General features: G+C 70.4%; 18 protein-coding genes. 13 read left to right on the top strand and 5 right to left on the bottom strand.

The genetic code is table 11. The features are described 5' to 3' along the window. Window positions 1-99 precede the first annotated feature (99 nt). Entirely contained in the window at window positions 100-1071 is a 972-nt protein-coding gene (locus VG296_RS05260) for a tyrosine-type recombinase/integrase (RefSeq protein ID WP_325563637.1), read from the top strand. Between the two features lie 30 nt (window positions 1072-1101). Here the strand turns inward: VG296_RS05260 and VG296_RS05265 are convergent, their stop codons facing one another. The 3 genes from VG296_RS05265 to VG296_RS05275 all read right to left on the bottom strand — a co-directional run bounded on the left by VG296_RS05265 (window position 1102) and on the right by VG296_RS05275 (window position 4882). After that, a complete protein-coding gene (locus VG296_RS05265) occupies window positions 1102-2304 on the bottom strand; it encodes a DUF475 domain-containing protein (RefSeq protein WP_325563639.1) in 1203 nt (400 codons plus the stop codon). A gap of 128 nt (window positions 2305-2432) precedes the next feature. Then, entirely contained in the window at window positions 2433-3596 is a 1164-nt protein-coding gene (locus VG296_RS05270) for an acyl-CoA dehydrogenase family protein (protein ID WP_325563641.1), read from the bottom strand. Window positions 3597-3724: 128 nt separating this feature from the next. Beyond that, entirely contained in the window at window positions 3725-4882 is a 1158-nt protein-coding gene (locus VG296_RS05275) for a S1C family serine protease (RefSeq protein WP_325563643.1), read from the bottom strand. A 391-nt stretch (window positions 4883-5273) separates the two neighbouring features. On the opposite strand from VG296_RS05275, the gene VG296_RS05280 reads away from it, so the two are divergent. From VG296_RS05280 to VG296_RS05330, 11 genes are all read left to right on the top strand, one after another. After that, window positions 5274-6656 carry an aspartate aminotransferase family protein gene (locus VG296_RS05280; RefSeq protein WP_325563645.1) on the top strand — a complete coding sequence of 461 codons (1383 nt, stop codon included), beginning with the start codon at window positions 5274-5276 and terminating at the stop codon, window positions 6654-6656. Window positions 6657-6713: 57 nt separating this feature from the next. Next, a complete protein-coding gene (gene hpnC / locus VG296_RS05285) occupies window positions 6714-7595 on the top strand; it encodes a squalene synthase HpnC (RefSeq protein WP_325563647.1) in 882 nt (293 codons plus the stop codon). Between the two features lie 145 nt (window positions 7596-7740). Continuing rightward, window positions 7741-8640, top strand: a complete 900-nt coding sequence (locus VG296_RS05290) for a phytoene/squalene synthase family protein (protein WP_325563649.1) — start codon at window positions 7741-7743, stop codon at window positions 8638-8640. After that, window positions 8637-10082, top strand: coding sequence for a hydroxysqualene dehydroxylase HpnE (hpnE, locus tag VG296_RS05295; protein WP_325563651.1), 1446 nt, complete (start codon window positions 8637-8639; stop codon window positions 10080-10082). Before VG296_RS05290 ends, hpnE begins: the two co-directional genes overlap by 4 nt. Beyond that, window positions 10079-11119 (top strand): polyprenyl synthetase family protein, encoded by a 1041-nt coding sequence (locus VG296_RS05300; protein ID WP_325563653.1) that lies wholly within the window; start codon window positions 10079-10081, stop codon window positions 11117-11119. Before hpnE ends, VG296_RS05300 begins: the two co-directional genes overlap by 4 nt. A 26-nt stretch (window positions 11120-11145) precedes the next feature. Beyond that, complete coding sequence (gene shc / locus VG296_RS05305) at window positions 11146-13143, top strand: squalene--hopene cyclase (protein ID WP_325563655.1); 1998 nt, start codon at window positions 11146-11148, stop codon at window positions 13141-13143. Next, window positions 13140-14735: a 4-hydroxy-3-methylbut-2-enyl diphosphate reductase gene (ispH, locus tag VG296_RS05310; protein WP_325563657.1), complete on the top strand. Its 1596-nt coding sequence runs from the start codon at window positions 13140-13142 to the stop codon at window positions 14733-14735. The genes shc and ispH overlap by 4 nt, the downstream gene beginning before the upstream one ends. Window positions 14736-14745: 10 nt before the next feature. Beyond that, window positions 14746-15750 carry an adenosyl-hopene transferase HpnH gene (hpnH, locus tag VG296_RS05315; RefSeq protein WP_325563658.1) on the top strand — a complete coding sequence of 335 codons (1005 nt, stop codon included), beginning with the start codon at window positions 14746-14748 and terminating at the stop codon, window positions 15748-15750. 75 nt (window positions 15751-15825) lie between these two features. Continuing rightward, window positions 15826-16950 (top strand): trypsin-like serine peptidase, encoded by a 1125-nt coding sequence (locus VG296_RS05320; protein WP_325563659.1) that lies wholly within the window; start codon window positions 15826-15828, stop codon window positions 16948-16950. 202 nt (window positions 16951-17152) lie between these two features. Continuing rightward, window positions 17153-18607 (top strand): ammonium transporter, encoded by a 1455-nt coding sequence (locus VG296_RS05325; RefSeq protein WP_325563661.1) that lies wholly within the window; start codon window positions 17153-17155, stop codon window positions 18605-18607. A gap of 287 nt (window positions 18608-18894) precedes the next feature. Further along, on the top strand, window positions 18895-21024 hold the full coding sequence (locus VG296_RS05330) for an ATP-binding SpoIIE family protein phosphatase (RefSeq protein ID WP_325563663.1): 2130 nt from the start codon (window positions 18895-18897) through the stop codon (window positions 21022-21024). Between the two features lie 108 nt (window positions 21025-21132). On the opposite strand, the gene VG296_RS05335 is transcribed toward VG296_RS05330, so the two are convergent. Together VG296_RS05335 and VG296_RS05340 are read right to left on the bottom strand one after the other, a co-directional pair. Then, window positions 21133-21333 carry a hypothetical protein gene (locus VG296_RS05335; RefSeq protein WP_325563665.1) on the bottom strand — a complete coding sequence of 67 codons (201 nt, stop codon included), beginning with the start codon at window positions 21331-21333 and terminating at the stop codon, window positions 21133-21135. 645 nt (window positions 21334-21978) lie between these two features. Further along, the gene (locus tag VG296_RS05340) at window positions 21979-22824 is read right to left on the bottom strand and encodes a MerR family transcriptional regulator (RefSeq protein ID WP_325563667.1); all 846 of its coding nucleotides are present in this window, start codon (window positions 22822-22824) and stop codon (window positions 21979-21981) included. A gap of 169 nt (window positions 22825-22993) precedes the next feature. Here VG296_RS05340 and VG296_RS05345 point away from each other — a divergent pair. Next, window positions 22994-23827 (top strand): carbohydrate binding domain-containing protein (locus VG296_RS05345; protein ID WP_325563669.1); only part of this gene is annotated, 834 nt, incomplete at its 3' end.

The following is a 23827-nucleotide window of genomic DNA, read 5'->3' on the forward strand; positions in this document are numbered from 1 at the left end:
CTCGACCAGTGACGCGGCGGCGTCCACACCGTAAACACCTGGCTGTCGGTGCGCATCGCTATCGTGGGTCCCGGTGACGCGGGTGACGGAGGGTCAGGCATGCAGGCGACCGAGGCGATCGAGCAGGTGACCGCGGCTGCGGAGCGGTTGTGCGCGCAGGAGGACATGAGCGCGGCGCGGGCGCGGCAGGTGCGCTGGTTCGTCAAGGAGCTGCGCCTGGCGCTTGCGCATCCGGAGTTCGCCCCGGCCGAGCCGGTGGTGACGGCCGCGGACCTCTTCCAGCCGCAGGCGGTCAGCTCGTACCTGGAGCTCGGTCAGCGCGGCGAGCTGCGGACCAGGGCAAGCCGGGTGCCCGGCGCGGTGTCCAGCCCGGCGTCGATGCGGGTGCGCGAGGACTGCCTGAAGCTGATCGCGCGTGAGCTGACGCTGCCGCTGGTGCTCGGCGAACGTGCCCCGCTGCCCGAGGTGCACGAGACTGTGGACGCGCCGACGCGCTCCCAGCTGCGCTCGTACCTGCTCGACCGCGCGGAGAACCCGCCGGTGCTCGCGTCGCATGTTCGACTGCTGGCGATCATCGGCATGGTGCTGGACACGGGCGCGCGCGTCGGCGAACTGTGCGCGCTGACGCTGGCGGAGCTGGATCTCGAGGCGCGCGAGCCGTCGGTCGTAATCGTGCGCAAGCCGCAGGCGCGGCGGGTGGCTGAGCCGGTCACGGAGCGGATCGCCCTTTCCCGGGGCACGGCCGCGGCGCTGCGGCACTGGCTGGGGCACCGCGAGGAGTTGATCGCGGCGTTCGACGTGAGTGTGAAGTCGCTGTGGGTCTCGGTCGCGGGCAACCACGCGGGCCTGCCGTCGAAGGAGGGGAACGCGATCCGGCGCCCGCCGGGGATGCCGTTGCGGCCGCGCGGATTGCAGCGCGCGTACACGCGGGCGGTCGTCGAGCTGAATGCCGAGCTCGCGGGCTCCCCCGGCTGGCGACCGCTGCCGTACCGCCTGGAGTTGCTGCGCCGCGCGATCGAGGTGCCCGAGGAGAACAAGCTGGCGCAGCAGGAGGAGACACCGGAGAGCTGACGGAAGGTCAGCTCCCAGGCCGGCTCGTGGTCAGCTCGCCACCGGCGGGTGGCTGGGGTACGAATCATCGTCCCCGTGCTCGACGACCTCGAACTCGACCTGCTGGCCCTTGATCGCCTGGACGGTGGCCGTATCGCCGCCGAGGCCCGCCTCGCGCATGGCCTCCTCGCGCTGCTGCCGCTTGCCCGCCCAGATCGACGTCAGCCACGCCGCGGTGATCACGACCGCGCCGGTGCAGGCGGTGATCCAGTCCGGCACGTCGCGCCAAACCTCCCACAGCAGCAGCACCGAGAGCAGCGCGATCGAGTAGTACGCGCCGTGCTCCAGATACCGGTACTCGTCGAGCGTGCCCTTGCGCACGACGTAGACGGTGAGCGACCTGATGTACGCCGCGCCGATCGCCAGCCCGAGCGTGATCAGCGCGATGTCCACGGTGACCGAGAACGCGCCCATCACCGAGTCCATCGAGAACGTGGCGTCGAGCAGTTCAAGGTAGATGAACAGCAGGAACGCGCCGTTGCCCTCCACCGTCGCGCGCGGCCGCGAGGAGCCGTCGGCGTCCGCGCGGTCGGCCACGCGGGTGGAGAGCAGGTTGATGCCGAGGTAGCAGACGAGACCGACGAGAGTTCCTACGACCACCCGCATCCGGTCCTCCGTCGGCACGGTGAGCCCGGCCACGGCCGTGAACACCAGCGCGATCAGCACCGGCACGCCGCGTCTGCCGAGGAAAGCGGGCAGACGCCGCTCCACCGCGGGCCACCAGTGCACCTCGCGTTCCTCGCGGAAGAAGGCGATGGCGATCATCAGCAGGAAGATCCCGCCGAACGCCGCGATCCCGGGCTGGGCCGTCAGCAGCAGCGAGTGGTAGCGGTTCGGATCCGCGTAGGCCAGGTCCACGGCGCGCCACGGGGACAGGTGCGCGCCGATCGCGACGATGATCAACGGGAGCAGCAGCCGCATCCCGATCGCGGCGATGAGCACGCCGACCGTCATGAACATCCGCTGCCAGTAGCGGTTCATCCGGGCGAGAATGGTCGCGTTGACGATCGCGTTGTCGAAGGAGACGGCGATCTCCAGCACGCCGAGCAGCGCGACGACTACCAGCCCCTGCGTACCGCCGACGATGAAGCCGCCGGCCAGCGACGCCAGCGCGACGACGTGCGCGAAGCCGAAGATCCGTGAATTCTCGCCGCCTCGAAACATCCGCGCCGCCCTGGGGATGGAGTTGAACATGTTCGCCGCACCGGCCCGAGAACCGGAGATCTGACTACAGGTAACCTACCCGCGGATCGGCCGTGCAGCCTCGTGACAATGCTCTCATAGGAGCATTCGGTGCACATGCATGCGCCCGTTCACCCGCCTCAGCCCCGCTCCAGCGCCCGCGCGATCACCCGGCGCTGGATCTGGTTGGTGCCCTCCACGATCTGCAGCACCTTCGCCTCGCGCAGGAAGCGCTCGACCGGGAAGTCCGTCGTGTAGCCCGCGCCGCCGAGCACCTGCACGGCGTCCACCGTCGTCTGCATCGCCGCGTCCGTGCAGTGCAGCTTGGCGATCGCCGCCTGCCGGGAGAACGGCAGGCCGAGGTCGCGCAGCCGGGCCGCGGCGAGGTACGCGGCGCGGCCCACCTCGGTGCGCGCGGCCATGTCGGCGAGCAGGAAGCCCACCGCCTCGTGCCGGATGATCGGCTTGCCGAACTGCACCCGCTGCTTGGCGTACGCGGTGGCCACGTCGAGGGCCGCCTGCGCCACGCCGACCGCGCAGGCCGCGATGCCGAGCCGTCCGCAGTCCAGGGCCTTCATCGCGATCTCGAATCCCTGGCCGAGCTCGCCGATCTGACGCTCCGTCGGCACCCGGACGCCCTCGAACAGCATCTGGGACGTGGTGCTCGCGCGCATGCCCATCTTGTGCTCGGGCTCGGCCGCGGTCAGGCCCGGCGTGCCCGCCTCGACCAGGAACGCGCTGATGCCCTTGGGGCCGGGGCCGCCGGTCCGGGCCAGCACCGTGTAGAAGTCCGCCTGGCCGCCGTGGGTGATCCAGGCCTTCGTGCCGTCTATGACGAAGCCCTCACCCTGAGCGTCCGCGACGGCCGTGGCCCGGGTGGTCAGGCTGGCCGCGTCCGAACCGTGCTCGGGCTCGGACAGGCAGTACGCGCCGAGCTGCTCGCCGCCGATCATGTCCGGCAGCCAGCGCTTGCGCTGCACCTCGGTGCCGTACCCGGCCAGCGCGTGGCAGGACAGCGTGTGCACGGACACCCCGAGCCCGACCGCGAGCCAGTGCTTCGCGAGCTCCTCGACGACCTGCAGGTAGACGGCGTACGGCTGGCCGCCACCGCCGAGCTCCTCGTCGTACGGCAGGCCCAGCAGCCCGGAGCGGCCGATCAGCCGGAAGATGTCGCGGGGGAACTCAGCGGCGGCCTCGGCCTGCGCGGCGCGCGGCGCGAGTTCCGCGGCGCCGAGCTCCTCGGTGAGTTCGAACAGCGCCTGCGACTCCTCGGTGGGCAGCAGGGCGCGACGAATGGCATCCATGGGTCACTCCGGCGTGACGGCCGCCCAGGTCATGGGCGGAAGCGGTCTGGGGCGCGGCCCGGGGATCACCCGGTCCACGCCCTCAAGGTACCGCGATTTCCGAACGCCGAGCCGACGTCCGGCGCCCGTCAGTAGGTGCCGGAGTTCGACGAGGAGTTCGACGAGGACGTGGAGTCGCCCTGACCGGCCTCGATCTTCTTGATGTCGTTGACGACGGTGTTGGCCGGGATCGCGAAGCCGAGGCCGACCGAGCCGGACTGGGAGCTCGAGCTGGACGACGTGGTGGAGTAGATCGCCGAGTCCATCCCGACGACCTCGCCCTGGTCGTTGAGCAGCGGACCGCCCGAGTTCCCGGGGTTGATCGACGCGTCGGTCTGGATCGCCGTGTAGGTGACGGTGGTCTGGTTGTTGTTGCCCCAGTTGAAGCCGGGGAACCCGCCGTTGTCGTTGCCGGTGCCCTGGGTGGTGGACTCGGTGACCGAGACCTTCCGGTTCAGCGCGGAGACGATGCCGCTGGTCACCGTGTTCTGCAGGTCGTCCGGCGAGCCGATGGCGATGGTCTGGTCGCCGACCTGCACGTTCGAGGAGTTGGCGAAGGTGACGGGCTTCCAGCTGTAGCTGCCCTCGGCCTGGATGATCGCGACGTCGTCCGCCGCGATGTACCCGACCACCTTGGCGTTGTACGTCTTGCCGTCGTATGTGGTGACGGCGAGGGTGCCGCCGGAGGAGACGTAGTCCGCGATGACGTGGTTGTTGGTGACGATGTAGCCGTTGCTGGAGACCACCATTCCGGAGCCGATGCCCTCGGAACTGTTGGTGGTCTCAGTGATCTTCACGACGCTCGGCAGCACGGTCTTCGCCACCGCCCCGACGGTCGACGTGGTGTCCGAACTGTTCGACCCGGTGACGACACTCACCGACGCCGAGGCCGAATCGTTGAAGCGGTGGTCGAAGAACGCGCCGGACACCCCGCCTATCGCCGCGGCCAGCACCGCGACCGACAGGGCCAGGCTCAGCCCGACCTTCCGGGCGTTGCGCTTCGGCACCGAGCCGTGCAGCGAGAGCTCCGGCGGCACGGGCGGCAGGTTGCCCGTCCCACCGGGCCCCGCGACGCCCGGGTACGGTGCGGCGCCCGGGTACGGCGCGGCCGAACCCCACGCGTACTCCCCCGTCTGCGCGGTCAGGACCTGCGACTGAGGCTGCGGAGCGCCGTACGACGCGGCGGCGTGCTGCGGGTGGACCCGGTCCGGGTCCGGCGATGAGGGAGTCTGCGGAGTCTCGGTCATGCGGATACCTTCGGCTCCGAACTTGAGAGCCCGCTGAGACCTGAGCGAGACAAATCCAAGAAGTCGGCACGGTGTGCATTCACCTGAGAATCCAATGAATTCCAGGGTGCCCCGCGGGCCTCGGGCGACCGTTCGGCGACGGAAAGGGGCGACGCGCCGGGGCTCAGAGCGCGAAGGCACCCCGGCGCGTCGGAGGTATAGCTACCATCTGCTCAGATCCGACGCGAGAAGGTATATCCAAACGTGACCGTCTACGTCGGGCCCCGGCTGGGTAGGGGGCGCACTGGTGTAACGGGCGCGAGGAGGTTGGGCTCATGAGCGAGCTTGCGAGCGAATCAATGGACACGGTGCCTGCGCGACCGCGCCGGCCGAGCGCTGGCGAGGTCGCCGCATGAGCGAGGACTTCGACCTCGGGAAGTTGTTGGGCGAGCGGGCTGGTGAGGGGCACCGGCTGCAAGGCAGGATGCTCAATCCCCAGCTGCCCAGGATGCTGCACGCGATCGGCTTCGACCGGACGTACACGCGCGCCGAGGGCGCCTATATGTACGACGCCGAGGGGCGCGACTATCTGGACTTCCTCTCCGGCTTCGGCGTGTTCGGGATCGGGCGCAACCACCCCGTCGTACGCGATGCGCTGCACCAGACGCTCGACGCGGATCTCGCCGACCTGATCCAGTTCGACTCGCCGCTGCTGGCCGGCCTGCTCGCCGAGAAGCTGCTGGCGCGGGCGCCGCATCTGGAGCGGGTGTATTTCGGCAACAGCGGGACCGAGGCGGTCGAGGCCGCGCTGAAGTTCGCCCGGTTCGCGACCGGGCGGCCGCGGATCATCTACTGCGACCACGCGTTTCACGGGCTGACGACCGGATCGCTGTCGGTGAACGGCGCGGCCGAGTTCCGGGACGGGTTCGACCCGCTGCTGCCGGACACCCGGATCCCGCTCGGCGACCTGGAGGCGCTGGAGGTCGAGCTGCGCAAGGGCGGCGTCGCGGCGCTGCTGATCGAGACGATCCAGGGCAAGGGCGTGCTCGAGCCGGCGCCCGGCTTCCTGGCCGCCGCGCACGAGCTGCTGAAGGCCCACGGCGCGCTGCTGATCTGCGACGAGGTGCAGACCGGCGTCGGGCGCACCGGCAAGTTCTTCGCGTACGAGCACGAGGGCGTGCAGCCGGACATCGTGACCGTCGCGAAGGCGCTGTCCGGCGGCTTCGTGCCGGTCGGCGCGACGCTGGCGAAGGACTGGATCTTCGAGAAGGTCTACTCCTCGATGGACCGGGTGCTGGTGCACGACTCGACCTTCGGCTCCAACGCCATGGCGATGGTCGCGGGTCTGGCGACCCTGAAGGTGATCGAGGACGAGGGCCTGATCGAGAACGCGGAGCGGATGGGGGCTCTGCTGCTCTCGGAACTCACGGACCGCATCGGGAAGTACGAGATGCTCACCGAGGTGCGCGGCCGCGGTCTGATGATCGGGTTCGAATTCGGCAAGCCGCGCTCGCTCAAGCTGAAGGCGGGCTGGAACACCCTGCAGACGGCGCGCAAGGGACTGTTCGCGCAGATGGTGGTGGTCCCGCTGTTCCAGCGGCACCGGATCCTGACCCAGGTCTCCGGGGACCACGTGGACATCATCAAACTGCTGCCGCCCTTGACGATCGGCGAGCGGGAGGTGGAACGTTTCCTCGACGCCTTCGACGATGTGATGCGGGACGCCCACAAGGGGACCGGACTGATGTGGGACTTCGGGCGAACCCTGGTCACGCAGGCCGTCAAGCGGGGGTAGGCCGTGCCTGTCGCCCCGGCCCGTAGTAGTAACGTCCACCTCAATGAAGAGGCCGAAGTGACGATAGAACCCGCGGCGTCCCGTGTGACGGGGGACGCCGGCGATCCGGCGTATTTCGCCGCCCGGGCCGCCGAGCAGGCAGACGCCGAGAACTTCCCGGTCGCGATGCGCGTGCTGCCGAAGGCGGTGCGCGACGACATCGCCGCGTTCTACGTCTTCGCGCGGTACGTGGACGACCTCGGGGACGAGCTCGCCGGCGACCGGACCGCCGCGCTGACCGAGGTCGACGCGGACCTGGGCCGGCTGAGCTCGGGCGGCACGCCGAAGCTGGACCCGGTGCGCGGGCTCGCCCGCTTCGTCGCGGACGGTCGGGTGCCGATCGAGCCCTTTCACGACCTGGTGGCCGCGAACCTGATGGACCAGGTCAAGGCCAGGTACGCGACGTTCGCCGAACTGGTGTCGTACTGCAGGCTGTCGGCGAATCCGGCCGGCCGGGTCGTGCTGCACCTCGCGGGCCAGGCGACGGCGCAGAACGTGGCCGACTCGGACGCCGTGTGCACCGGGCTGCAGATCATCGAGCACATCCAGGACGTGGCCGAGGACCGCGGCAACGGCCGGATCTACCTGCCGAGCGAGGACCTGCTCGCCTTCGGGGTGCGCGAGGAGGAGCTGGACCTCGAGCACTCGGCCGAGGACCTCAAGGCCCTGCTGCGCTGGGAGGCGGGCCGGGCCGCGGTGATGCTGGCGAAGGGCGTGCCGCTGACCCGGCGGCTGCGCGGCTGGGCCAGGCCCGCGGTGATCGGGTACGTGGCGGGCGGCCGGGCCGCGCTCAGCGCGCTGCGGAAGATCGACTACGACGTGCTGGCCGGGGCGCCGTCCACCGACAAGAAGGGCGTGCTGCGGGCCGCGCTCGGCGTCGTCGTGGGGAAGAAGCGCTGAACGCCGGCTGAGCACGCGGCGCCCGGGACCGGGCACTCCTGAGCGGCACTCCTCGCACGACCGTTCGGCGGACGAAAGCGCAACGCCGCCGATATACGTCATTCGACGGAGGGATTCCGCCGATCACTCGTCGTAGGATGCCCGGGTGACCACCAGTACAGAACTCGCGGCCGCATATGCACTGTGTGAGCAGATTGTCGGAAGCCAGGCGAAGAACTTCTCCTATGGCATCAGATTGCTGCCCGGGCCGAAACGCCGTGCGCTTTCCGCGATCTACGCCTTCGCGCGCCGAGTCGACGACATCGGGGACGGAGACCTGCCGCACGACGCGAAGCTGGCCGGCCTCGTGGAGACCCGCCGGCAGGCCGAGCATCCGGAGCGCTTCCCCGAGGACCCGGTGCTCGTCGCGCTGGCCGACGCCGCGCGGCGCTACCCGATCGACCTCGGCGCCTTCGGCGAGCTCGTGGACGGCTGCGAGATGGACCAGGTCGGGACGACGTACCAGTCCTGGGACGAGCTCGCGGTGTACTGCCGCAACGTGGCCGGCTCGGTCGGGCGGCTCTCGCTCGGCGTGTTCAATCCGCCCGCGCTGCACACCGAGCCGAAGCAGACCGAGGAGCTGGCGGACAAGCTGGGCCTCGCGCTGCAGCTGACGAACATCCTGCGCGACGTGCGCGAGGACCTGCAGGGCGGGCGCGTGTACCTGCCGCGCAAGACCCTCGACGAGTTCGAATGCGAGCTGAAGCTGCGTCAGGACGGCACGCTGGACCCGCAGGGCGGCAAGCTGGCCGCGGTGATGCGCTACGAGGCCGAGCGCGCCGAGTCGCTCTACGCGGAGGGGCTCGGGCTGCTGCCGCTGCTGGACTGGCGTTCGCGCGGCTGCTGCGGGGCGCTGTCCGGGATCTACCACGAACTGCTCAAGGTGATCGCGGCGCAGCCGGAGGCGACGTTCGGCCAGCGGCTCTCGCTGCCGGCCAAGACGAAGCTGGCGGTGGCGGCGCGGGCGCTGCGGCCGCGGCTGTCCGACGTGCGGCGCGGCCGATGAAGCGGGACGCCGACGGGGACTGGCCGGTCCTGGTCAACGGTTCTGCGGATGCGATCGCGGGGGGCACGGGCGCGGGCGACGGAGCGCCGCACGCCCTCGTCGTCGGCGGCGGCCTGGCCGGGATCAGCTCGGCGCTGATCCTCGCCGAACGCGGCTGGCGGGTCACCCTCGCCGAGGCACGACCGCGGCTCGGCGGACGCGCGACCTCGTACCAGCGCGGCGAGCTCACGGTCGACAACGGCCAGCACGTCTTCCTGCGCTGCTGCACGGCCTACCGCGGGCTGCTCGAACGGCTCGACGCGGGCCCCTCGTCGGGGCTGTCCGTGCTGCAGGATCGCCTGGACATCCCGCTGCGCGCCCCCGACGGCGCGACCGCGCGGCTCAAGCGGACCGGCGCCCCGGCCCCGCTGCACCTGGCCGGGAGTCTGCTGGGCTACGGGCTGCTCCCGCTGCGCGACCGGAGCAAGCTCGGGCGCGCGGCGCTGGCGCTGCGGTTCACCGATCCGGCGGATCCGGCCGTGGACGCGCAGAGCTTCGGTGCGTTCATGCGAAAACGCGGACAGTCCCAGCGGGCCGTGAACCGGCTCTGGTCGGTCATCAGCACCGCGACGCTCAACATCGATCCCGACGCGGCGTCACTCGCGCTGGCCGTCAAGGTGTTCCGCACCGGACTGCTCGAGGACTCCACCGGCTCGGACCTCGGCTACGCGGCCGTGCCGCTCGGCGAGATCCACGACACGCGGGCCCGCGCGGCGCTCACGAAGCAGGGCGTGGACATACGGGACGCTACCAAGGTGCTCTCCCTCGACGCCGAGCTGAACGTGCGGCTGCGCGCCCGCGACGAAAGCGAACTGACGCTGCGTCCGGACGCGGTCGTGCTGGCCGTGCCGCACGACGTGGCGGCCGCGCTGCTGCCCGCGCAGGTGCCGAAGCCGTTCGCGGAGCTCGGCCACAGCCCGATCATGAACGTGCACGTGCGCTACGACCGCCCGGTGCTGGACGGTCCGTTCCTGGCCGGGGTGGACTCCCCGGCGCAGTGGATCTTCGACCGGACCGGGCCGACCGGCCTGCCGGGAGCCGGGCACTATGTCGCGGTCACCGTCTCGGCGGCGGACGCGCTCATCGACAAGCCGGTGGCCGAGCTGCGTTCGCTGTTCGAGAACGAGCTGGCCCGGCTGCTGCCCGCGGCCAGGGACGCGAAGGTCGAGGACTTCTTCGTCACCCGGGAGAAGCAGGCGACGTTCCGGCAGGCCAGCGGCAGTGCCGCGCTGCGTCCGGGGCCGGTCACCCCGGTGCCGGGGCTGTATTTGGCCGGGGCGTGGACCGCGACCGGCTGGCCGGACACGATGGAGAGCGCGGTGCGCAGCGGGATTAGCGCGGCGCGTGCTGCGCAAGAACAGTGGGTGACGGCTCACCCCAGCGGGACAGGAGCACGGGTTTGACTGACACGCAGAGCGCGGACACGGTTCAGCGCACCGCGGCGGAGATCCTCGGCGAGACGAAGAAGCTGGTCGACCCGGAGATCGAGCGTCGGCTCGAGGAGCTGCACCCGATGATGCGCGGGATCGCCCGCTATCACTTCGGCTGGCAGGACGCCGCGGGCCGGCCGGACCCGCACGGTTCCGGCGGCAAGGCGCTGCGCCCCGCGCTGGCCGTGCTCGGTGCGCGCACGGTCGGCGCGGCGGGCGACGAGCCCGCCGTGATCGACGCGGCGGTGGCCGTCGAGCTGATCCACAACTTCTCGCTGCTGCACGACGACATCATGGACGGCGACCGCACCCGGCGGCACCGGCCGACCGCGTGGACCGTGTTCGGCGAGAACCAGACCCTGCTCGCGGGCTGCGCGCTGCAGACCCTGGCGTTCGAGGTGCTGGCCGAGCAGAGCCCGGCCGCGGTGCCCTCGCTCGGCGCGATGGTGCAGGAGCTGATCGCGGGGCAGAGCGAGGACCTCCAGCTGGAGGGGAACGAGTCGGCGACCGTCGACCAGTGCCTGCGGATGGAGCAGGGCAAGACCGCGAGCCTGCTGTCCGCGAGCGCGAGCCTCGGTGCGCAGGCGTACGGCGCGGACGCCGAGCAGGTCCGGCTGCTCGCCGAGTACGGCCACCACCTCGGCATGGCCTTCCAGCTCGTCGACGACATGCTGGGCATCTGGGGCGAGACGGACACCACCGGCAAGCCGGTCGCCGCCGACCTCGCCGCGCGCAAGCGCTCCGCGCCCGTCGTGGCGGCCCTCACGGCGGGCACGGCCGACAGCGAGCGGTTGCGTGCGGTGCTCGCCCGGCCCGAGGAGCTGAGTCCGGCCGATCTCATCCTCGCGGCGGATCTGGTGGAGCACGCCGGCGGCCGGAGTTGGACCCGGGAACGCGCCGACCTGCACACACGCGAGGCATTAGCTCGATTGGACCGCTTGGCGCCGCCGCCCAGCGCGCTCGCCGATCTCGCTGAAGTCACCAGGTTTCTCCTCTCAAGGACGTGGTAAGGGGCGTGCCGAGGAGGCACGCTGACATGACTGCGATTGCGGAACGGCCGGTCTCAACCGGCCGCCCCCCGGGCCCACCGGAGGCCGCACACCGGGCCAACGAGGCCGCACGCGAGCACCTGCTCTCGCTGCAGGACCCGGCAGGCTGGTGGAAGGGGGAGCTGGCGACCAACGTCACGATGGACGCCGAGGACCTGCTGCTGCGCGAGTTCCTCGGGATCTCGGATCCGCTGACCGTCGAGCAGACGGCTCGGTGGATCCGCTCCCAGCAACGCGCCGACGGCACCTGGGCCACGTTCCACGGCGGCCCGGCGGAGCTGTCCACGACCGTCGAGGCGTACGTGGCGCTCCGGCTGGCCGGGGACGCCCCGCTGGACGCCCACATGGCCAGGGCGGCCGAATGGATCAGGACGCACGGCGGGCTCGAGTCGGCCCGGGTGTTCACCCGGATCTGGCTGGCCCTGTTCGGCCTGTGGAGCTGGGACGACCTGCCGGCCATGCCGCCGGAACTGATCTTCCTGCCGAAGCAGGTGCCGCTGAACGTCTACGACTGGGCCTGCTGGGCCAGGCAGACGGTGGTGCCGCTGACGATCGTGTGGCACTACAAGCCGTGCCGCCCGCTGGCGTTCGGCGTGGACGAGCTGCGCACCGGCGTCACCCCGGGACCTGCGCCGGACGAGGACCGGATCTCGTCGTTCTTCCGGGGCCTTGACCGCTGGCTGCACCGCTACGAGCGGCGCCGGGTCCCGGCGCTGCGCCGGGCGGCGCTGCGCCAGGCCGCCGAGTGGATCATCGCGCGGCAGGAGGCGGACGGCTGCTGGGGCGGGATCCAGCCGCCCTGGGTCTACTCCCTGATGGCCCTTCACCTGATGGGCTATCCGATGGACCACCCGGTCATCCGGTCCGGGATCGCCGGCCTGGACGGCTTCACCGTGCGCGAGGAGACCCCGGACGGCCCGGTGCGCCGCCTCGAGGCCTGCCAGTCGCCGGTCTGGGATACCGCGCTGGCGCTGGTGGCGCTGGCCGACGCGGGCGTGTCGCCGCGGGATCCGGCATACGTCAGCGGCACCGACTGGCTGCTCGGCGAGGAGGTGACCGTCAAGGGCGACTGGTCGGTGCGCCGTCCGACGCTGGCGCCCGGCGGCTGGGCCTTCGAGTTCGCGAACGACGGCTACCCGGACACCGACGACACCGCCGAGATCCTGCTGGCGCTGATGCGGGCGCGCAATCCCGACGGCGAGCCGGTGCGCGAGCGCCGGATCCGGTCGGCGATGGACCGCGGCCTGGCCTGGGTCGGCGGGATGCAGAGCAAGGACGGCGGTTGGGGCGCGTTCGACGCGGACAACACCCGCGCGCTCATCAACAAGCTGCCGTTCTGCGACTTCGGCGCGGTGATCGACCCGCCGTCGGCCGACGTGACCGCGCACATCGTCGAGGCCTACGCCGTGCTCGGCAAGCCGCACGACCCGGCCGCGCTGCGCGGGATCCGCTGGCTGCTGGACAACCAGGAGCGCGGCGGTTCCTGGTTCGGCCGCTGGGGCGCCAACCACGTGTACGGCACCGGCGCCGTGGTGCCGGCGCTGGTCGCGGCGGGCGTCGCGGCCTCGCATCCGGCGCTGCGCCGGGCGACCGCGTGGCTGCTCGCGCATCAGAACCTGGACGGAGGCTGGGGCGAGGACCTGCGCTCGTACGTCGATCCCGCGTGGATCGGCCGCGGCGAGTCCACCGCCTCGCAGACCGCCTGGGCGCTGCTCGCGCTGCTGGCCGTGGCCGAGACCCCGTCCGCCGTGACGGACGAGGTGCGCGCCGCGATCGACCGCGGCGTGCTCCACCTGGCGGAGACTCAGCGCACGGACGGGACCTGGGACGAGGAGCTGTTCACCGGCACCGGCTTCCCGGGCGACTTCTACATCAACTACCACCTGTACCGGCTTGTCTTTCCGCTGACCGCGCTCGGTCGCGCCGTAGACTTTTACAGTGTGAATGAGCGCACCGCCGATTACGACGTTGTGGAAACCCGATGAGCGAGCTTGCGAGCGAATCCATGGGCGCGGTGGCGGACGCTCGACCCGGCGCCGGTGAACCGGTTACCGGCGCCCCGGTGACGGTCGCGGCCGCGCTCGGCCTCGAGGCGCGGGCGCTGCGGCGCGGCGCGGGCCTGGAGACGAGCGTGGTGACCGTGGGGATGCGGGCCGCGCGGGCGGCCCGGGTGCTGCCGCGGGACGGCGCCCCGGTGGTGCTCGCGGGCGTGGCCGGCGGGCTGTCGGCCGACGTGCGCGCGGGCGACGTCGTGGTGTCCACCGAGATCCACGGCCCGGACGGCTCCGTGGTCCGCTCCCCCGCCGCGCCGCTGCTGGCCGCGGCGCTCGGCAGGATCCTGCCGGAGACCCGGGTGCATCTCGGCCCGACCGTGACCACGGACCGGGTCGTGCACGGCAAGCGCCGCAAGGCCCTGGCCGCCGAGGGCTACCTCGCGGTGGACATGGAGGCCTCGGTCCTCGGCACGCTCACGGACGCGCCGTTCGCGACGGTCCGGGTCGTGGTGGACGACGCGAACGCGGGGCTGATGCATCCGGCCACCCTGGGCCGCGGGCGCGCCGCGCTCAAGACCCTGGCGAAGCTGGTCCCCGCGATCGAGTCCTGGGCCGCGGCGGCGCATCCGTCGCGCCGGGTCGTGCTCGCCTCGCCGCGTTCGTTCTGCGCGGGCGTGGAGCGCGCGATCGAGATCGTCGAGCAGGCGCTGGAGACCTACGGGCCTCCGGTGTACGTGCGGCGGCAGATCGTGCACAACACGTACGTGGTGGCGGACCTGGAACGACGCGGCGCGGTCTTCGTGGAGGAACTCGAGGAGGTCCCGGACGGCGTTCCGGTCGTGCTCTCGGCGCACGGCGTGGCCCCCTCGGTGCGGCTCGAGGCAGACGCCCGCAGGCTGGCCGTGGTCGACGCGACCTGCCCGCTGGTGGCCAAGGTGCACTCCGAGGCGCGCCGGGCGCTGCGCGACGGCAACAGCGTCGTGTTCATCGGGCACCCGAACCACGACGAGTCCGAGGGCCTGATGGGCGAGGACCCGAACCCGGACCGGCCGCGGATCCACCTGGTCGAGACCCCGGAGCAGGTCAAGGCCCTGGAGGTGCCGGACCCGGACCGGGTCGCCTACCTGATGCAGACCACGCTGGCCGAGGACGAGGCCGAGAACGTGGTCGGCGCGCTGCGGGAGACCTTCCCGGGCATCGGCGAGCCGCCGAGCTCCGACATCTGCTACGCGACGACGAACCGGCAGCGCGCGATCCGCGACGTGGCCGCGGGCGCCGACGTGGTGCTGGTGGTCGGCTCGCCGAACTCGTCCAACTCGCTGCGCCTGGTCGAAGTGGCCGAGCGCGTGGGGGCCGCCGCCTACCTGGTGGACGGCCCCGAGCAAGTCGATCCCGAATGGCTGGCCGGCGCGGGCGTCGTCGGCCTCACAGCGGGCGCCTCGGCGCCCGCCCCCCTGGTGGAGGCGGTGGTCGCGGCGCTTGCCGCGCTCGGCCCGATCCGCCGCGAGGAGCCCTCGGGCATCGAGGAGACCTACCGCTTCACCCTGCCGGCGATGCCCGCACTGCCGACGAAGAAAGCCTGAGAGGGGAACCATGTCCATTCCGATGCGGCAGTCCGCGAGGCTCGGCGCCTACCTGTTCAAGCAGAAGATCAAGGGAATCAAGAAGTTCCCGCTGATCGTCGAGCTCGAACCGCTCTTCGCATGCAACCTGGCGTGCGCCGGCTGCGGAAAGATCCAGCATCCGGCCTCGATCCTGAAGCAGCGCATGCCGGTCGAGCAGGCCGTCGGCGCCATCACGGAGTCGGGCGCGCCGATGGTCTCGATCGCGGGCGGCGAGCCGCTGATGCACCCGCAGATCGACGAGATCGTCCGGCAGCTGATCGCCAAGAAGAAGTTCGTCTACCTGTGCACGAACGGGCTGCTGCTCAAGAAGCACATCCACAAGTTCAAGCCGTCCCCGTACTTCGCCTGGGTCGTGCACATCGACGGACTGAAGGAGGCGCACGACCGGGCGGTGAGCAAGGAGGGCGGCTTCGAGGGCGCGGTCGAGGCGATCAAGATCGCCCGCGAGGCCGGGTTCAAGGTCAACACGAACACCACCTTCTTCAACACCGACACGGCCCAGTCGGTGATCGAGGTGCTCGACTACCTGAACGACGACCTCAAGGTCGACAACATGATGATCTCCCCGGCGTACGCGTACGAGAAGGCGCCGGACCAGGAGCACTTCCTCGGCGTCACGCAGACCCGTGAGCTGTTCAAGAAGGCGTTCGCGGACGGCCGGCGCAAGAAGTGGCGGATGAACCACTCGGCGCTCTTCCTGGACTTCCTGGAGGGCAAGGAGGACTTCGAGTGCACCCCATGGGGCATTCCGTCCTACTCGCTGTTCGGCTGGCAGCGGCCCTGCTACCTGCTGAACGACGGCTACGTGGACACGTACAAGGAACTGATCGAGACGACGGACTGGGACAAGTTCGGCCGGGGCAAGGACCCGCGCTGCGCCAACTGCATGGCGCACTGCGGCTACGAGCCCTCGGCGGTGCTGGCCACCATGTCCTCGCTGAAGCAGTCGATCCGGGCGGCGAGAGACATCTAAGCTTCCGTTAAGCCTCGGGTGCCCGTGCTCTGGCGCGGGCACCCGCTTTTGGGAGATCATGGCCGGGTCGCGTCCGTGGCGGGTACGGGTACGGGCGGCGACCTGAACCTCACCGGCGGCGGGAATTTCATGGTTCGAGCAGGACGGGAGCGGGCGCGGCGACGGTCCGTCGGGCTCGCGGTCGCGGGCGCCGGGGTGATCGCGGTGGGCGCCGGAGTCCTGTGGCCCACCGTGCTCAGCCACCGGAACACCGCGTACGCGGGCTCGAGCGGCGGCGTCATCCCGATCCCCTCGGCCGACGCGTCGGCCGCCGGCTCGTACTGGGCCTCCCGGCTGAGTACGACGGCCTCGCCCACCGCGCCGAAGGCGTCCGGCTCGGCCGCCGCGATCATCAACGGCGGCTCCGCGCTGCCCAACCCGACCGCCAACGGGATAGGCCCGAGCTCGTCGAGCGGCAATCAGAAGGCCGCGTTCAGCGCGGCGGCCGGCTCGCCGATGGCGGTCTCCAGCCCGCTCTCCGGCGGCGCCTTCAGCGGGGTGTCGCAGGTGGGCGCGATGTTCAGCACCTCGGACGGATCGATCTCCGGCCAGGGCCACTACTGCACCGGAAGCGTCGTCAACAGCCCCGAGGGCGACATCGTGGTGACGGCGGCGCACTGCGTGTACGACTCCTCGGGCGTCTACACGGACATCGCCTTCGTGCCCGGCTACCACGACGGCCAGGACCCGTACGGCGTGTGGATCCCGTCCGCCGTGATCGTCCCGCCGCAGTGGGCCTCGAGCAGCGATCCGAACTACGACGTGGCCTTCCTGGTCGTGCACGAGGAGGGCTCCGGGACGAAGATCCAGGACATGGTCGGCGGCGACGACCTCGGCCTGACCCCGGGTTACACGAATCTCACACAGGTCGTCGGCTACCCGGAGTCCACCGAGCAGCCGGTGAGCTGCACGAACTACACCGCCGAGTTCAGCGACTCCTCGCTGACGACGCCGCAGCTCCAGTTCGACTGCGACAACTATCCCGGCGGCACCAGCGGTGGGCCCTTCCTGCAGGCCGTGGATTCGAACACGGAACTCGGCACGGTGGTGGGCGTCATCGGCGGTTATGAGGCCGGGGGCGACGATCCGGACGTGTCGTACTCGGTCTACTTCGGCGACTGGGTCGGCTCGCTGTACGCGCAGGCGGAATCCGAAGGCTGATATTCCGGGCCGTCGGCCGTGTCACGGCTGTCCACCTGTGGTCATGCGCAGTTCGTAGCATTCGCGAAACAGATCCGCTACCGGGGTGTCACGGCGCGATGTCAAGGTGCGCGCAATATCGCGAAACCCTTTGCCACACACGGGTTCTCCGCGTGATCAACCGCACCATGCACGTTCACGAAGCTGACGAACGGAGCGCACAGTGCACCTCTCTTACATCCCGTACCCGGCAACCGGATATTCGTCCGGGGACGCCGCCTGGCAGCTGACCGCGGCCACCCTCGTCGGGCTGATGAGCCTGCCGGGACTGGCCGTTCTGTACGGCGGCCTGGTCCAGAAGAAATGGGCCGTCAACACGATGCTGATGGCCTTCAGCGCATTCTCCCTGGTACTGCTGGTATGGGCGCTGTGGGCGTTCAACATGGGATTCGGCAGCCCATGGATCAAGACCACGGTGGCGGGAGGCAACAGCGGTTTCGTCGGCGTGCCGAAGACGTCGCTCGGCGCCGGGCAGGAATCGCAAGCCTCGATCCCGCTGCTGTCCGGCCTGATGCCGCCCTTCAATTTCTCCGAATCGGCGCTGTTCTACTTCCAATTCGTATTCGCCGCGATTACCCCGCTGCTGTGGCTCGGGTCGGTGATCGGCCGGATGAGCTTCAAGGCCTGGATCATCATCGTGCCGCTGTGGACCACGATCGTCTACTCGGTGGACGCGTTCATGCTGTGGGGCGGCGGTTTCTGGGCCGGCATGGGCGCCGTGGACTACTCCGGCGGTTACGTGATCCACCTGTCGGCGGGCACCGCGGGCTTCGTGGCGGCGGCGGTGATCGGGCCGCGGCTGAAGAAGGACCGCGAGCACGGCGCGCCGAACAACCTGCTGCTGTGCGCGACCGGCGCCGGTATCCTGTGGCTCGGCTGGAACGGCTTCAACGGCGGTGACCCGTACTTCGCCGGCGCGGACGCGGCCATGGCCGTGGTCAACACGAACATCTGCACCGCCATCGCGCTGCTGACCTGGCTGCTGATGGACATGTTCTTCAGCCCGTCGAAGAAGCCGACGCTGCTCGGCTCGATCAACGGCATGATCGTCGGCCTGGTGACGATCACCCCGGCGGCCGGCTACGTCAACGGCCTCGGCGCGATCTGCCTCGGCGTGATCAGCTCGGCGGTCGTCTGGCTCAGCTGGTACAAGCTGTCCAAGAAGTGGATCTTCGCCAAGGTGGACGACACCCTCGGCGTCGTCTACACACACGGCATCGCAGGGCTCTGCGGCGGATTGCTGGTGGGCGTCTTCGCGGACCCGAACGTGCTGGTGTACCTCGGCGGGGACTCGAAGTCCTCCCCGTTCTCGGTCACCGGCCTGCTGTACGGCTCGCACACCTGGCACCAACTGGAGGTGCAAGCCGGGGCGGCGCTCACGGTCATCTGCTGGACCGCGCTGTGCACGTTCCTGATCCTCAAATTCGTCGGACTGTTCGTCAAGCTGCGTCTGACGGACGAACAACTCGAAACCGGGGACCTCGCGATCCACGACGAGGTCGTGTATCCGAGCGACACGCTCAGCACATCAGCGGCTGAACCGGTCCTGGTGGGGGCGGCGGCCCCCACGGCGGAATCCGTCGGCGAGGAATCGGAGGTTCCGGCTGCGGAGGGCTGAGCCGGATCTCGTTTCCCCGCACGGAATGCACCGTATCGTCCCCGTACCGCTCGATTCGGCGGCGCGGGGACGATACGTTTACCTCCAATGACACCGCCGTACGCTCCCGTGCGCCCCCATAATCGGCGGATGGGCGTGGTGTGCACCGGGTATGGGGAGCGTGTGGGCTAGGCCGATCACGCCCCGTGCCCGGTCGAGCGCTAATTCCGCGCCCTCCCTTGATTCACGGCCCTGACAGGACGATATACTTCCGACCGCCCACCTGGACGAACGAGAGTGAGCTCGAAATGGGGGCAACACCCTGGAGCAGGGCGTTCGGGGGTGAACAGACCCCAGTAGCCCCGCAGCGCCCCTGGCCGGCGACCCTGACCGTGGGCACGGACGGCAGGATCACCAGCTGGAGCCGCGGCGCCCAGGCGCTGTTCGGGCTCTCGGCGGGCCGGGCCTGCGGCCGCCGTATGCGTACCCTGATGGTGCGCCCCGAAGACCGCGCCTCGCTGGACGAACTGCTCGGCACCGTGCTGGCCGGACGCAGCTGGTCCGGTTCGCTGCCGCTGCTCGACGCCGACGGTCTCGTGCACCCCGTGGAATGCGGCTGGCAGCCGATCCAGGACCGCCGCGGACGTCCCGGGGCCCTCATCGTCGTCACCGACCGGGTCGGCCAGTCCGTGCCCGCCGCGCGCCCCGCGCCGCTCGGCACCGCCGAGGCCGCGCTCGCCGCCATCGGCCAGTTCCAGGAGCACGCGGCCTCGGTCGCGATGATGCGCCGGGTGCAGCTGCTCACCGAGGCGAACACCATGATCGGCACGACGCTCGACATGGCGCATACGGCGGAGGAACTGCTGAGCGTCGCGGTGCCCCGGTTCGCGGACACCGCGTCCGTCGTGCTGATGGAATCGGTCGTCGACGAGTTCGAACTTCCGCCGCCCTGGCTCGACGGCGACGAGCTGCGGGTGCGCCGGGTCGCCGCGAAGGCGCAGGATCCGGCGCTCGAGGCGATGCTTCCGGTGGGCGAGACCGTGTTGCACGGCCCGAACAACGTCTTCGGCCAGGTTCTCAGGACCGGTCGTCCGCGCACCCTCAGCTCGCTGGATCTCGCGGCGGCGCAGAAGCTGTGGCCGGGCAAGGACCCCTCCCCCGCGCCGCACCTCGTGGGCAACTGCATGCTCGTGGTCCCGCTCGTCGCGCGCGGCGCGGTGCTCGGCATCGCGATGTTCGCCCGCGGCTCGGACCGCAGGCCGTTCTCCGGCGGCGAGGCCGTGCTCGGTGAGGAGTTCGCGGCGCGCGCGGCCCTGTGCGTGGACAACGCCAGGCTCTACAGCCACGAGCGCAACACCGCGCTGATGCTCCAGCGCTCGCTGCTGCCGACGGACTCCGGCGACCACACCGGCGTCGACGTGGCGCACCGCTACCTCCCGGCGAGCGACCTGACCGGCGTCGGCGGCGACTGGTACGACGTGATCGGCCTGCGCGGCGGGCGGGTGGCCATGGTCGTGGGCGACGTGATGGGGCACGGAATCCGCGCCGCCGCCGTCATGGGCCAGCTGCGTACCGCGACCAGAACCCTTGCCGCACTGGACCTTCAGCCCGCCGAGCTGCTGCACCACCTCGACGAGCTCGCGGACCACCTGGGCGACGGCGAAGTCCTGTTCGCGACGTGTCTGGTGGCCGTCTACGACCCGTCGACACGCATCTGCCGGATGGCCCGCGCGGGCCACATCCCGCCGCTGATGGTCACCCCGGACGGCGAGACCACCATCCTCGACCTCCCGCCCGGCGTGCCGCTGGGCGTCGGCGGCCACACCTTCGAGAGCAAGGACATCGAGTTCGAGGACGAGAGCCTCCTCGTGCTGTGCACCGACGGGCTGGTGGAGAGCCGCGCCCCCGGCCGCGACATCGACGACGGCATGCAGGACCTCGTCCGCGAGATCAAGGACGCCAAGCTCCCCCTCGAGGCGATCGCCGACACCGTCATCGCCGGCCTCCGCGGCGACCGCACCATGGACGACGCCGCCCTCGTCATCGCCCGCGTCCGCGGCATCCCGTCCACCGCCACCGCGCAGTGGACCGTCGAGCCCGAACTGCCCGCGGTCGCCAGGGCGCGCAAGAACGTCCGCAGCACCCTCAACGAGTGGGGCCTGAGCCAGCTCGAGGAGACCGCCGAACTCCTGGCGAGCGAGCTGGTCACCAACGCGCTGCTGTACACGAACGGCCCGATCAGTGTCAGGCTCCTGAGAGACAACTCGCTGCTCTGCGAGGTCTACGACACCTCGGACGAGACCCCGCAACTGCGCGCCGCCGACCACGACGACGACGGCGGCCGCGGCCTGCACCTCGTCAAGGCCCTCTCCCAGCGCTGGGGCACCCGCCGCACCAGCGGCGGCAAGAGCGTCTGGTTCGAACTGGCGCTGCCCTGAGATCCGTCTCCGCCCGACCGCCGTCGACCGGCGGCCGGGCGTAACACGCTGCGTGCTGCATCCTGTTGAGGGCGGCCGAATCCGGTCGCCTTCAGCAGCGCGTCAGGGTTAGTGCGCGCCCGGCGTCGAGCTCGCGGTGCTCTGCCAGCTTCCCGTCTGGCTGGTGACCATTTGGTTGACATCACTGCCGACGAGGTAGGTCCCGGCTTTGGTGTACAGCTCGGCGCATGCCGGGTTGTAGTCGACTACGAGGTCGGCTTGGTCACCGGGGTAGATCAACACGAACGCCGCATTACCGAACCCCGCCAAGCAGTACATCGGACCGAAATAGGGCTTACTCGCGTTCAGGGCCTTCTGAAGCGTGGTCAGTTTGGTTCGATCAGTCACCGTCGCCGAGCCGGCCAGGGCTCCGCCCGCCCCAAAGCGGCAGATCAGAGCCGCAGCAGGGCTGTCCGCGACTACCGGACCGGAAGGTTTGGTCGGAGCAGCGGTAACGGCGTATGCGTCCGAATTCGACGCGCAGGACGGAACCCGTACCGCATTCGATGCGGAGGTGGGCGAGCTACTCGCCGAGCCTCCGCCGTTTCCGAACGTCAGGACACCCGCGGTAGTCCCCATCACGACGAGTGCGGCGGCTCCGGCCGCGCTCCATCGGGCAGTGCGCCTGCGCGCGGCCGCCCTCATCTCCACGCGCCGCGCCAGGTCTGGCAAGGCGTGGATGTGTTCGACAGCATGCTTCAGCACGTTGCGTGCCCCGCGACGTACGCGGCGAAGCCGATCTGCTCGCTCATACTCATCCTCACCCTCAGAGCGGCCACGAAGGCTGCCCGCACCTGATAACGGTTCATCTACGCACCATGGCGTGCGCCGGGCCGTGGGATCCGGCAGGCGGCGGGAGCTGTGAACTTTGGCCACTCGGAATGAGAGAGTACTTCGAGTTCGGCGATTTTCGCGCTACTTCAGCGGCACCGCGACGTCGCAGTCGGGGACCGAGCCCTCGCCGTTCGCCTCGAGGTAGACGAGGCGGAGGGGGCCGACGGTCTGCCGGTCCTGGTCGCGGGCCCAGGCGAGGAGGCTCTCGGCGGCGAGGACGATGCGGGCGGCGTGCAGCAGGGTGGTGGCGCCGTAGTGGACGTAAGCCTCCTGATGCGCCGGGTCGGTGCGCAGGGTGAGGTCCGGGAAGCGGCGGGCCAGGTCCTGGGCGCGGTCGGCGGCGACGGGCCAGCACCATTCGATCGGGCCGTCGCTGTCCGCGCTGAGGTCGCCGTAGTAGATGATGAAGGGGGCACCGACGGCGCCGGGCAGCGGCTTGACGCCGGCCTGCCGCAGGTTGCCGACGAACTCCTCGCGGACGGCGGTCTGCTCATCGACGTGCAGATGCCTCGTCTGGGTCAATACGCTGCGGTCCGGAAGGGTCCTCGTGGAGACGGCGTAGGCCATGGAGGTCGCGGACGCGTTGCCGCGCAGGCGTTCGATGAGGGAGCCGACGAGCCGTCTGCGGGCGGCGTGTTCGGCCTCGGCCTCGGCCCAGAAGGCGGCGATCCGGTCGGCGCCGAGCGTGCCCTCCTCGTCGAGCGCGGACTTGATCTCGGTCAGCGGGATGCCCACCTGGCGCAGCGAGGACACCAGGAACGCGCGCTCGACCTGGCCGCGGGTGTACTGGCGGGAGCCGGTGACGGGGTCCACACGGACCGGTTCGAGCACTCCCGCGTGGTCGTAGAGGCGCAGCGCCTTGGGCGAGAGCCGGCTTAGCCTGGCGAACTCGCCGGTGCTCACCTCGTCCGCGTCCGACTCCGTCATCCGCATCCCTTCGCTGGTCCCGGTCGCCGAGTCAAGGTCAACATCCCCGGACGAAGATCGCAAACCGGACGGGCGGAACATCTTGTCAGCTCGGACCGATTGGACTAGACCATACGAAGAGGACTAGACCACCCACTCGTTCCTCGGCCCAAGGGAGTGCGACCGACCCATGCAGACAAGAAGACCCCGCCGCTCGCTCCGGCTCGCCGTGGGAGCCGCCGCCGCGGCGCTCGTCGTGCCGGCCACGCTCTATCTGTCCACCGGCGCCGCCTCCGCGGCGGCCACCAACCTGGTCGGCAACGCCGGGTTCGAATCCGGCAACCTGTCCGGCTGGACCTGCGATTCCGGTACCGGGAGCGTCGTCACGAGCCCGGTGCATTCCGGTTCGTACGCGCTCGCGGGCGCGCCGACCTCGTCGGACGACGCTCAGTGCACCGAGACGGTCAGCGTCCAGGCGAACACCACCTACACCCTCTCCGCCTACGTCGAGGGCTCGTACGTCTACCTCGGCGACACCGGCGGCAGCGACACGTGGACGCCGTCCGCGACGAGTTGGCAGCAGCTCTCGATGTCGCTTACCACGGGCGCTTCGCAGACCTCGTTGACGATCTACATCCACGGTTGGTACGCGCAGCCCACGTACCACGCGGACGACTTCTCGCTGACTGCCGGTACCACCTCGACCGGCAGCCCGACCACGTCGTCCACGCCGACGGCCACCAACTCGCCCTCCACGTCGCCCAGCCCGACACCCACGGGAACCGGCACGGTGGGCGGTGGTTCGGTGGGTAAGGTCGCGCCGTATGTGGATATGTCGAATAATCAGGAGTCGATGTTGAATTCGGCTGCCCAGGCGGGGCTCAAGTCGTATACGGCGGCGTTTGTGATCAGTGCGGGGTGTTCGCCGATCTGGGGGGACACGCTGGCGGTGACCGGTGATCCGGCGATGGATCAGGAGATCGCGACGGCGAAGGCGGACGGCGCCACTCCGATCGTGTCGTTC

The organism is Actinospica sp. (assembly GCF_035552695.1).
Classification (GTDB): domain Bacteria; phylum Actinomycetota; class Actinomycetes; order Streptomycetales; family Catenulisporaceae; genus Actinospica.

Bases quoted from the DNA above. Each gene is read 5' to 3' on its own strand.
- VG296_RS05265 (WP_325563639.1), bottom strand. From the start codon at position 2,304: ATGTTCAACTCCATCCCCAGGGCGGCGCGGATGTTTCGAGGCGGCGAG.
- VG296_RS05280 (WP_325563645.1), top strand. From the start codon at position 5,274: ATGAGCGAGGACTTCGACCTCGGGAAGTTGTTGGGCGAGCGGGCTGGT.
- ispH (WP_325563657.1), top strand. From the start codon at position 13,140: ATGAGCGAGCTTGCGAGCGAATCCATGGGCGCGGTGGCGGACGCTCGA.
- hpnH (WP_325563658.1), top strand. From the start codon at position 14,746: ATGTCCATTCCGATGCGGCAGTCCGCGAGGCTCGGCGCCTACCTGTTC.
- VG296_RS05260 (WP_325563637.1), top strand. From the start codon at position 100: ATGCAGGCGACCGAGGCGATCGAGCAGGTGACCGCGGCTGCGGAGCGG.
- VG296_RS05275 (WP_325563643.1), bottom strand. From the start codon at position 4,882: ATGACCGAGACTCCGCAGACTCCCTCATCGCCGGACCCGGACCGGGTC.
- VG296_RS05340 (WP_325563667.1), bottom strand. From the start codon at position 22,824: ATGACGGAGTCGGACGCGGACGAGGTGAGCACCGGCGAGTTCGCCAGG.
- hpnE (WP_325563651.1), top strand. From the start codon at position 8,637: ATGAAGCGGGACGCCGACGGGGACTGGCCGGTCCTGGTCAACGGTTCT.
- VG296_RS05270 (WP_325563641.1), bottom strand. From the start codon at position 3,596: ATGGATGCCATTCGTCGCGCCCTGCTGCCCACCGAGGAGTCGCAGGCG.
- shc (WP_325563655.1), top strand. From the start codon at position 11,146: ATGACTGCGATTGCGGAACGGCCGGTCTCAACCGGCCGCCCCCCGGGC.
- VG296_RS05330 (WP_325563663.1), top strand. From the start codon at position 18,895: ATGGGGGCAACACCCTGGAGCAGGGCGTTCGGGGGTGAACAGACCCCA.